Below are 9,777 nucleotides of genomic sequence, written 5' to 3'. Positions count from 1 at the left end.
CCCTGGGTCGCGCGGATCGAGGTGCAGAGATTGGTCTTGCGGGACAGGCAGGAATAGCACTCGCGGCATTCAGGCGTGTAGAGCGGAATGACGTGATCGCCCTTCGTCACCGAGGTGACGCCCGGGCCGACATCGACGACGATGCCGGCGCCCTCATGGCCGAGGATGGCCGGAAACAGGCCTTCCGGATCGGCGCCCGACAGGGTGAAATCATCGGTGTGGCAAATGCCCGTCGCCTTGACCTCGACCAGCACTTCGCTGGCCCGCGGCCCTTCCAGCTGCACGGTCATCACTTCGAGCGGTTTTCCGGCCTGAACGGCAACGGCGGCGCGAACGTCCATCTTCATATCTCCCTGCTGATTTTGTTGCTTCCCAGCTGATTTATCGGGCTCGCGCTTGGCATGGTCGACGAACTCGGCTCAAGCAAAAACACCCGGCCGCCCGGTCTTTCCCTTTCAGGCGAATTCCATGATCACGGCATCGACGGCCAGGCTTTCGCCGGCTGCAGCATTGATCTTGGAGACGACGAGATCGCGGTCGGCGCGCAGCACGTTTTCCATCTTCATCGCCTCGACGATCGCAAGCGTCTCACCGGCCTTGACCTCCTGGCCCTCGGCAACGGCGATGGCGATGACGAGGCCGGGCATCGGGCAGAGCAGGAGCTTGGAGGTATCGGGCGGCAGCTTCACCGGCATCAGCCTGTCGAGTTCGGCATGACGTGGCGAAAACACCTTGGCCCTCACCGAAAGCCCCTGCCAGTCGATGCGCAACCCGTTGAGAACGGGACGGACCTGCGCGATGATGTCGCGACCGCTGACCTTGCCGCTCCACACAGGGTCTCCCGGTCTCCAGTCGGTGACAACACTCCGGCTCTCGTCCTCGATCGCCATGTCCATATCGAAAGGGATGGTGACGAGACCGTCGAGCAATCTTGCGGCGACGTGGTTGTCGCCGATTTTGACCACCCAGTGCTCGCGCAGCGCGCCCGATGCGGCGCGCAGGCGATCGGCGAAACGTTCGCGGCGGTTCGCCTCGATCAGCGATGCGGACAGCGCGATGGCGGCAAGCACGGCCTCCTCCTGCGGCTCCGGTTTCATCGGCGCGAAACCATCGGGATACTCCTCGGCGATGAAGCCTGTGGAAAGCCGGCCCTCGCGCCAGCGCGGATGTTTCATCAGCGCCGCCAGGAACGGAACATTATGTTCGATGCCGTCGACGACGAAGCCGTCGAGCGCCCGGCCCATGGCCTCGATCGCCTCGAGCCGCGTCGGCGCCCAGGTGCAGAGCTTGGCGATCATCGGATCGTAATACATCGAGATCTCCGCACCCTCGAAGACGCCGGTATCGTTGCGGATGACGGCATTGCCGGTCCTGCCTTCCGCCGGCGGGCGGTAGCGCGTCAGGCGGCCGATCGAGGGCAGGAAATTGCGGTAGGGATCTTCGGCATAGAGCCGGCTCTCGATCGCCCAGCCGTCGAGCCTGACATCTCCTTGAGCAAAGGGAAGGGGCTCGCCCGCTGCGACGCGGATCATCTGCTCGACGAGATCGATGCCGGTGACGAACTCGGTCACCGGGTGCTCGACCTGCAGCCGGGTGTTCATTTCCAGGAAATAGAAATTGCGGTCGCGGTCGACGATGAACTCGACGGTGCCGGCGCTCTGGTAGTCGACGGCTTTCGCCAAGGCCACCGATTGTTCACCCATCGCCTTGCGGGTTTTTTCGTCGAGGAAAGGCGAGGGCGCCTCTTCCGCGACCTTCTGGTTGCGCCGCTGGATCGAGCATTCGCGTTCGCCGAGGTAGACGACGTTGCCATGTGCATCGGCCAGGACCTGGATCTCGATATGGCGCGGCTCAACGACGAATTTCTCGATGAAGACACGGTCGTCGCCGAATGAGCTCTTCGCCTCCGAGCGGGCGCGCTCGAAGCCGTCGCGCACCTCCGCCTCGTTCCAGGCAATACGCATGCCCTTGCCGCCGCCGCCAGCCGAAGCCTTGATCATGACGGGATAGCCGATCCCGGCTGATATCACTTCCGCATGGGCGGCATCCTCGATGATGCCGAGATGGCCGGGCACGGTGGAGACTCCGGCGGCGTTGGCGAATTTCTTCGATTCGATCTTGTCGCCCATCGCCATGATCGCCTTCGGCTTCGGGCCGATGAAGACGATTCCCTGCTTTTCCAACTCGGCGCAGAAGGAGGCGCGTTCGGAGAGGAAGCCGTAGCCCGGATGCACCGCCTCGGCGCCAGTCGCCTTGCAGGCAGCGATGATCTTTTCGGCAACCAGATAACTTTCCGACGCGGCGGCCGGGCCGATATGCACGGCCTCGTCGGCCATCTCGACATGCAGCGCGTCCCGATCCGCATCCGAATAGACCGCGACGGTTTGAATGCCCATGCGGCGCGCAGTCTTGATCACGCGGCAGGCGATTTCGCCGCGATTCGCGATCAGGATTTTCTTGAACATCGAGACTCCACCCAGAAATGCATCCCGGAGTTTTACGCACAAAACACCGGAACGCACAATCAGGCTTGCGGAGGGTCAGGCGACGGCTGCTTCCGAGACGGGTTCTTCGTCGACGATGCGCAGCCAGCGGCTGCGCCGCGGCTCGGCATATTCGCGCAGCTTGACGGCGGCCATGATCCCCGCCCAATGCGGATGATTGGCGCCGGCCAGTGTTGCCTGCTCGATCTGCTGGAGCACGCCGTATTCGACCGGCGAGACCGGGATGATGCCGCCCTCGGCGACGCTTCTGAAGATGCGCATCGCGAAATCGACGTCCTGGCGGGTAATACCCCGGCGGTCGACGGCACGCGACAGCTTGTAGCCACCGATATTGTCGGTGATCGCCAGTCGGAGCTGATCGAGGGCGAGCGCTCTCAATTCACCCGGGACATCGGCCGAGATCTCCATGACATGGAGAATGAGCTCGAGTTCCAGCGCCGAGTTGACGACACCATCGGTCGTGAACATGCGCATGATCCAGGCGACGTTGATTTCATCAAGCGAGCCTTGCGGATAGGTATAATGGACGATGAAACCGGCGAGCTGTTCGACGAAGAAAGCGTTCCACGCGGCACATTTTTCAGGGCAGGAATTATTGAGCGCCAACATCGCCACGACATCGTCGGATGTCCGAATGCCATGCGGAAAAGCATGTTTGCGCAACAGTATAATATCTTCGGCCGTCAGCCGATGCTTGCCGGCCACGACACAGGCCGGAAAAGCGAGACGAAATTCGCTCATGTTTTAACTCCAGGCTTCATCATGAAACCGGAAACTGTTTTATCGTCTGCGAATTGACGATCCCTCAAGAAGCGGAGTTAACCCGATATTCCCGGGGTCAGGAGGATTTTAACGATTGCGCCTGCAACCGCTCGCGCCAGATGATGAAGAGGCCTGATGCAACGATGATGACGATGCCGATCCATTTGGAAAAGCTCGGGAAATCGTTGAACAGCGCATAGCCGAGAACGGTCGCCGAGATGATCTCGAAGTATTGGAACGGCGCAAGCAGCGACAGCGGCGCGAGCCGGAAAGCCCGGACCACCAGCATATGCGCATATCCGGAGATCGTGCCGAGGGCGAGCAACAGGACAAGGCCGAGACCGGAGGAGGGCAGAGAGACGGTAAAATCGGCATTGCCGGAACTGCTGCCGACGAGAAGGGCGGCGGCCATGAAGACCGTTCCGCCGATTCCGGCCATCGTCTGCATGGTCAGCGGCGAATCGGCCTCGCCGATGGCGCGGTTGAGGAAGAGATAGAGCGAGAACAGAAAGGCGCAGGCGACCGGCAGCAGCGCCTTCAGGCCGAAAATCTCGTAGCTTGGCTGAATGACGATCATCGCGCCGCCGAATCCGACGACGATCGCTATCCAGCGCCGCCAGCCGACCTTCTCTCCGAGAAACAGCGCCGACAGGGCGGCCAGCATGAAAGGCTCGACGAAATAGATGGCGAAGACATCGGCAAGCGGCATGTATTTGACGGCGACGAAGAACAGCAGGCTCGCGCCCCCATGCAGCGCACCGCGCAGCAGGTTCATCCACGGCCGCCGGGCCGAAAGCGCCTTGAGCCCGAAAAGGGCGAAAAGAATCGGCAGGGTGCAGGCGATCTGGAAGAAGAATCGATAGAAGGTCACCTGACCCGGCGACATCGCCTCGAAGGTCGCCATGTATTTGGCGATCGCATCCATAGTCGGCAGGATGAGCATGGCGCCGGACATGATGGCCATGCCCTGCAGGGAATTTTGATGGGGCTCTGACATGGCTGCTGATTCTTGCGAGGATGACGCCATCAATCACGGCAAAGCCGGGCGATCAAGCCAGGTAGCCGCAAATAGCTTCGAGGTGATGTCGAAATCGTCGCTTAGAAAGCGTTCCCCTGAAGGGAAATGGTGCGGTCGAGAAGACTCGAACTTCCACGGGTTGCCCCACAGCGACCTCAACGCTGCGCGTCTACCAATTCCGCCACGACCGCATCGTGGTAGGTGCCGATTTGCGTCGGCGGGGCAGCATGTAGCAAAAGCATCTGGGGTGCACAAGGGCGATATGACAGTTTTTTTGAAAACCGCTCACAGCATTTGAATTGGCCCCGAAACGGGTCCATATAGCTGTCCTGCCGCCCCTTTTTTGCAGGCATTTCGGGGAGAGCGGCAAGGAATGGCCATGCTTCGCACCGATCTCGAATTCTCCATGCTTCCCCAACCCGGCACCCGCCCGGTGCGCTGGCGCATCGCCGATGGCCTCGTTGCCTATGAGGAGGCGGTGGCGACGATGGAGCGCGAGGTGGCGGTGATATCAGATGGCGGAGACGAGCTCGTCTGGCTCGTCGAACATCCGCCGCTCTATACTGCCGGCACCAGCGCCAATGCGAGCGATCTCGTCCAGCCGGACCGTTTTCCGGTCTTTGCGACGGGGCGTGGCGGTGAATATACCTATCATGGACCCGGCCAGCGCGTCGCCTATGTCATGCTCGACCTGAAAAGGCGGCGCCAGGACGTGCGCGCCTTCGTCGCCGCCCTTGAGGATGTCGTCATCCGCACGCTCGACATGATGAATGTTCGTGGCGAGAGACGTGAAGATCGCGTCGGCGTCTGGGTGCGTCGGCCGGAAAAGCCAGTGCTGGCGGACGGGACGATGGCCGAGGACAAGATCGCCGCCCTCGGCATAAGGCTGCGCAAATGGGTGACCTTCCACGGACTGTCGCTTAACGTCGATCCGGATCTCGATCATTTCGGCGGGATCGTGCCCTGCGGGATATCAGCCTATGGCGTGACCAGTCTCGTCGATCTTGGCTTGCCCGTGATGATGGCCGATGTCGATATCCGGCTGCGCACCGCCTTCGAGTCGGTTTTCGGCGAAACGACGGGCGAGAACTGACTCAGCATGACGGCGACTTGTCCGGGGCAATTTGCATTTTTCCGCGGATCAATGCGTCGCGCGACATTGTAGACGCGCAGTTCTTGAGCGCCCATTTCCCTTCGGACGATGTCGCCTGGCGCATTTTAGGGTCAGGATCAGCAAATCAAATCGCTGCACTGCGAGATGTGGGTGAAGGTCTTAACCTATAATTAGCGGTGGCAAATATATAGGACATCACAACGCTGTGGATGTGGAAGTCTTGCGGACAATGAAAAAAAACTCAGCGGCAAGCTGGTCGATCTTCGATGTGTATTTCGTTCTCGATATTGTCGAGAAGGTCCTCATCGGGTATTTTTTCGTCGCGATCGTCATGCGTGTTCTGCCGCAGATGCAGGATAACCGGGCGATCATCGATTTCCTGCTGATCGTTTCGGAGGGCGCTGCGGCCTTCCTGATCCTGACACGCCGACCGACGAGAAATGCGTCGCTGCGCCTTTTTGACTGGACGGTCACCGCCATCGGCACGCTCTTCCCGCTGCTCGTCTCACCCTCCGCGACCACGCCTCTCGCGCCGCTCGCACTCTGCGGGACGGTGATGGCACTCGGTTTCATCCTGCAGATATCGGCAAAGCTGACATTGCGGCGAAGCTTTGGCTTGGTGCCGGCCAATCGTGGCGTCAAGATCGGCGGACCCTACAAGATTATCCGCCATCCGATGTATGCTGGCTATCTGATGACGCATATCGGCTTCTTCCTGGCCCATCCGAGCTTTTGGAATTTTGCCATCTATGCGACCGCCCTTGCCGCGCAGTGTTTCCGCCTCCTGGCGGAAGAGCGCCTGCTCAAACAGGATCCTGCTTACGAGGCCTTCATGGGCAGAACCCGTTACCGGCTCGTTCCATTCCTATTCTGAAACGACAGACAAATAGATCGAAAAAGAAAGGGCCGATTTCCGGCCCTTTCTTTTATCGGATCAATGCGTTGCCCGGCATGCTTCGGTGCGGGATGCGCCGCTGTCGGCACCCTTGGTGTGGGAGCCCTTGGGGCCAATCATGCTGTGGCACGGAGGCAGGGGGGCGATGCTCGCCGTTGCGGTCTTGTCGACGGCAGGGGCGGCCATGGCGCTCGGGGCGAAACCGTCGCTGTCATTGGTGTAGTCGCTGGAATAGGCCGGGGCCTTGCGGCTGCTGTAATGGACCGGGGCCGGCTTCGACACCGGGCTCGGTGCAAAACCGTCGCTGTCATTGGTGTAGTCGTCGGAATAGGTCGGCTGGGCGAAGGCAGCGCCTGCAAGGCTGACGGCGAACAGGGACGCGGCAAGGGCAAATTTGATGCGCATGGGTCTATCTCCTCAATCTGCTGTTGAATTCCACAACATAAACTAACCCTCGGCACGCACGAGTTCGCGCCCCAATTCAGGCAATTTTGTGAAAAGATGACGACGTAGCCGCGACCTTTTGTCCAAATGAAATCACAGTGTTGTCAACGAAATTGACGTTCTCGTTACGCAAGCCGCCTAAGCAAAATAACAAAATACGGCACTCACAAAAATGGATCGGCCTGCAATCTTAAATTGTTAACTTTTGGTAATGTAGGCGGAGGGGTGGGGAGGCCTTGGCGCCTCCCGCTTATGATCCGTATGTTGGGTGTCAGTCCTCGTTCGGAATATGCGCGTCGACGCCGGTCAGCTGCAGTTTATTGCGGACATGATGGACGCCATCGACCGAAAGCGCGGCGAGTTCGACCTTGCGGGCGATGCCGATCGTCTCCACCGAGCCTTCCAGGGTGACGACGTGGCCGTCGGCGTGAACCTCGATGCTGTCGATGTCGACTTCAGGAATGTTTTCGAGATTGTCGTTGACCCGCGCTTCGAGGTCGTCGCTTTCATCGCGGTCGATGGTATCGGCGCGCAGCGAATCCGTCAGGCGATTCTCGTTACCGTCCTCGTCCGTGCCATCGACCCGGAAGCCCCTGTTGGGATCGCTGTCAAAATTGGCTGCGGTCTCGCCATAGGGGCGGTTGGCGGGGTCGGCGCCGGTGCCGTCGGCATAGGGCCAGCCGTCGTCGAGATTGCGTTCCTCGAGGTCGCGATAATCTTCTTCGCGGGAAAGCTCAGGCTTTTCCCGGGAGAACTGGGTCTTGTCACCGATCCTTGCCATTGCAGTCGCTCCTTGTTTTTTGCCGGGTTCCTTTGCTGGAAACGCCGGCATCAGCGAATGGTTCGGTGTGGAGGGGATTTGTCAGGCCGACGTTTTTTCCCATTTCTTCACGAGACGCTCGCGTTTCAGCCGCGAGAGGCGCTGCAGCCAGAAAATGCCGTCGAGTTGGTCGACCTCGTGCTGGATGCAGATGGCGAGGAAATCTTCGGCGCCGTCCTCGTGCATGGCGCCTTCTGCATCCTGATAGCGGAATCGGATCGCTCGCGGGCGCGTGACCTCGTCGGTCGCGCCAGGCATGGAGACGCTGCCTTCGGCATGGCTCATCGTCTCCTTCGAAAACCAGGTGATTTCCGGATTGACGTAGAGACGTACGCCGTCGGCCCTGTCGAACTCCAGCACGGTCACACGGCTGAAGACGCCGATATGGGCGGCGGTGATGCCGACGCCGGGCGCGGCCCGCATGGTCGCCAGCAGGTCGTCGGCAAGTGCCGTGAGTGAGGAATCGAATGCCGTCACCGGCGCGCAGACTGTCTTCAGACCCGGATGCGGATAACGCAGAATCGGACGGATGGGCATGGGGCTGGCTTCCTCTTGGACGGGCTCTGCTTGGACGGGTGAGGAAACTATCGCCGGCCGCAGGCATTGTCATCACGAAGCACGGTTTGCCGCTTTACGACGCGAATGCTTTGGGCTAGCAGGGGCCAAGAATTCCGGCTGCGGGAGCCTCGCGCGGGATTCGCTTATCCGCTTGTTGACAATGTGTTTTCGGCCGACATTTGCGAATGCGGCACGGCAGTCGTTGAAATTCGAACCAGGTGCGAGGGCGGCAGATGACGACCACCGACGGGGAAGACCGCATTCGCAGGCGTCCTGACGGCGAGGAAGCCGATATCTACGACGAGGACGGCAATGTCCGCAGCGATTTTCTGGCGCTCGTCGGCGCCGCAATCGCCGACCGCGACACGCTGTTCCTGCGCCAGAACGTTGCCCGCCTGCATGAATCCGAAATAGGCGACCTGCTGGAAGCGATCCAGCCGGATCAGCGCCTGGCGCTGGTGCGCCTGCTCGGCGACGATTTCGACATGACGGCGCTGACCGAGGTCGACGAGGTGATCCGCCGCGAGATCGTCGACCAGATGCCGAACGAGCAGATCGCCGCGGCGATCGGCGAGCTCGATTCGGACGATGCCGTCTACATTCTCGAAGATCTCGACAAGGAAGACCGGGAAGAAATCCTTGCCCAGCTGCCGTTCACCGAGCGGGTGCGGTTGCGCCGGGCGCTCGACTATCCCGAAAGCTCGGCCGGGCGCCGCATGCAGACGGAATTCGTCGCGGTGCCGCCGTTCTGGACGGTGGGACAGACGATCGATTACATGCGCGACGAGGAGGATCTGCCCTATTCCTTCTCGCAGATATTCGTCATCGATCCGACCTTCAAGTTGCTCGGCGCCGTCGATCTCGATCAGATCCTGCGCACCAAGCGGCAGACGAAGATCGAGCAGATCATGCGCGAGACCAACCATCCGGTCCCTGCCGAGATGGACCAGGAGGAGGCTGCTCAGCTTTTCGAGCAGTACGACCTTCTCTCGGCTGCTGTCGTCGACGAGAACGGCCGACTGGTCGGCGTGCTGACCATCGATGATGTCGTCGACGTCATCCACGAGGAGGCCGACGAGGACATCAAGCGCCTCGGCGGCGTCGGCGACGAAGAGCTATCCGACAATGTGCTCTCGACGGCGCGTTCGCGCTTCCTGTGGCTTTTAATCAACCTCGGTACGGCGATGCTGTCAGCAAGCGTCATCGGTCTGTTCGACGCCTCGATCGAGAAGATGATCGCGCTCGCCGTGCTGATGCCGATCGTCGCCTCGATGGGAGGCAATGCCGGCACGCAGACGATGACGGTGACGGTGCGCGCGCTCGCCACTCGCGATCTCGACATCTACAATGCCGGCCGCATCATCCGCAGAGAGGCGGGCGTCGGCATCCTGAACGGAATCGTCTTCGCAACGATCATGGGCGCGATCGCAGGCACCTGGTTTCACGACTACCAGCTTGGCGGCGTGATTGCGGCGGCGATGATCATCAATCTGATAGCGGCAGCCCTTGCCGGCATCCTGCTGCCGCTGCTGCTCGACAAGGTGGGGGCCGACCCGGCGATCGCCTCTTCCGTCTTCGTCACGACGGTGACGGACTGTACCGGCTTCTTCGCCTTTCTCGGTATCGCCACCTGGTGGTTCGGTATCTGAACCGCCAAAAATT

General features: G+C 60.7%; 10 protein-coding genes and 1 tRNA gene. 3 read left to right on the top strand and 8 right to left on the bottom strand.

Features of this window, described 5'->3' with window-relative positions; all coding sequences use genetic code 11:
* From FHT75_RS31750 to FHT75_RS31730, 5 genes are all read right to left on the bottom strand, one after another.
* A partial coding sequence (locus FHT75_RS31750; protein WP_183845453.1) for an alcohol dehydrogenase catalytic domain-containing protein occupies positions 1–341 on the bottom strand: 341 nt, incomplete at its 3' end.
* Positions 342–455: 114 nt separating this feature from the next.
* The gene (locus FHT75_RS31745) at positions 456–2,465 is read right to left on the bottom strand and encodes an acetyl/propionyl/methylcrotonyl-CoA carboxylase subunit alpha (protein ID WP_183845435.1); all 2,010 of its coding nucleotides are present in this window, start codon (positions 2,463–2,465) and stop codon (positions 456–458) included.
* A 75-nt stretch (positions 2,466–2,540) separates the two neighbouring features.
* Positions 2,541–3,245, bottom strand: coding sequence for a hypothetical protein (locus FHT75_RS31740; protein WP_063473925.1), 705 nt, complete (start codon positions 3,243–3,245; stop codon positions 2,541–2,543).
* Between the two features lie 97 nt (positions 3,246–3,342).
* Positions 3,343–4,293, bottom strand: coding sequence for a DMT family transporter (locus tag FHT75_RS31735; RefSeq protein ID WP_176707336.1), 951 nt, complete (start codon positions 4,291–4,293; stop codon positions 3,343–3,345).
* A gap of 97 nt (positions 4,294–4,390) precedes the next feature.
* Positions 4,391–4,475, bottom strand: a tRNA-Leu gene (locus FHT75_RS31730).
* A gap of 182 nt (positions 4,476–4,657) precedes the next feature.
* Between FHT75_RS31730 and lipB the strand changes: the two genes are divergently transcribed.
* Together lipB and FHT75_RS31720 are read left to right on the top strand one after the other, a co-directional pair.
* Positions 4,658–5,377, top strand: a complete 720-nt coding sequence (lipB, locus tag FHT75_RS31725; protein WP_025555017.1) for a lipoyl(octanoyl) transferase LipB — start codon at positions 4,658–4,660, stop codon at positions 5,375–5,377.
* Between the two features lie 250 nt (positions 5,378–5,627).
* Positions 5,628–6,272 (top strand): methyltransferase family protein, encoded by a 645-nt coding sequence (locus FHT75_RS31720; RefSeq protein WP_047615318.1) that lies wholly within the window; start codon positions 5,628–5,630, stop codon positions 6,270–6,272.
* Positions 6,273–6,332: 60 nt separating this feature from the next.
* Here the strand turns inward: FHT75_RS31720 and FHT75_RS31715 are convergent, their stop codons facing one another.
* The 3 genes from FHT75_RS31715 to FHT75_RS31705 all read right to left on the bottom strand — a co-directional run bounded on the left by FHT75_RS31715 (position 6,333) and on the right by FHT75_RS31705 (position 8,094).
* Entirely contained in the window at positions 6,333–6,698 is a 366-nt protein-coding gene (locus FHT75_RS31715) for a hypothetical protein (protein ID WP_063473927.1), read from the bottom strand.
* Positions 6,699–7,008: 310 nt separating this feature from the next.
* On the bottom strand, positions 7,009–7,518 hold the full coding sequence (locus tag FHT75_RS31710) for a BON domain-containing protein (RefSeq protein WP_097631245.1): 510 nt from the start codon (positions 7,516–7,518) through the stop codon (positions 7,009–7,011).
* A gap of 81 nt (positions 7,519–7,599) precedes the next feature.
* Entirely contained in the window at positions 7,600–8,094 is a 495-nt protein-coding gene (locus tag FHT75_RS31705) for a peptide deformylase (protein WP_063473929.1), read from the bottom strand.
* Positions 8,095–8,348: 254 nt separating this feature from the next.
* Here FHT75_RS31705 and mgtE point away from each other — a divergent pair, with 254 nt between their 5' ends.
* On the top strand, positions 8,349–9,764 hold the full coding sequence (gene mgtE / locus FHT75_RS31700; protein WP_047615313.1) for a magnesium transporter: 1,416 nt from the start codon (positions 8,349–8,351) through the stop codon (positions 9,762–9,764).
* Positions 9,765–9,777: the final 13 nt, after the last annotated feature.

Source organism: Rhizobium sp. BK112 (genome assembly GCF_014193215.1).
Taxonomy (GTDB): domain Bacteria; phylum Pseudomonadota; class Alphaproteobacteria; order Rhizobiales; family Rhizobiaceae; genus Rhizobium; species Rhizobium anhuiense.
This window is presented reverse-complemented; position numbering and strand designations above follow the sequence as displayed.

Bases quoted from the DNA above. Each gene is read 5' to 3' on its own strand.
- FHT75_RS31745 (WP_183845435.1), bottom strand. From the start codon at position 2,465: ATGTTCAAGAAAATCCTGATCGCGAATCGCGGCGAAATCGCCTGCCGC.
- FHT75_RS31740 (WP_063473925.1), bottom strand. From the start codon at position 3,245: ATGAGCGAATTTCGTCTCGCTTTTCCGGCCTGTGTCGTGGCCGGCAAG.
- FHT75_RS31735 (WP_176707336.1), bottom strand. From the start codon at position 4,293: ATGGCGTCATCCTCGCAAGAATCAGCAGCCATGTCAGAGCCCCATCAA.
- lipB (WP_025555017.1), top strand. From the start codon at position 4,658: ATGGCCATGCTTCGCACCGATCTCGAATTCTCCATGCTTCCCCAACCC.
- FHT75_RS31720 (WP_047615318.1), top strand. From the start codon at position 5,628: ATGAAAAAAAACTCAGCGGCAAGCTGGTCGATCTTCGATGTGTATTTC.
- FHT75_RS31715 (WP_063473927.1), bottom strand. From the start codon at position 6,698: ATGCGCATCAAATTTGCCCTTGCCGCGTCCCTGTTCGCCGTCAGCCTT.
- FHT75_RS31710 (WP_097631245.1), bottom strand. From the start codon at position 7,518: ATGGCAAGGATCGGTGACAAGACCCAGTTCTCCCGGGAAAAGCCTGAG.
- FHT75_RS31705 (WP_063473929.1), bottom strand. From the start codon at position 8,094: ATGCCCATCCGTCCGATTCTGCGTTATCCGCATCCGGGTCTGAAGACA.
- mgtE (WP_047615313.1), top strand. From the start codon at position 8,349: ATGACGACCACCGACGGGGAAGACCGCATTCGCAGGCGTCCTGACGGC.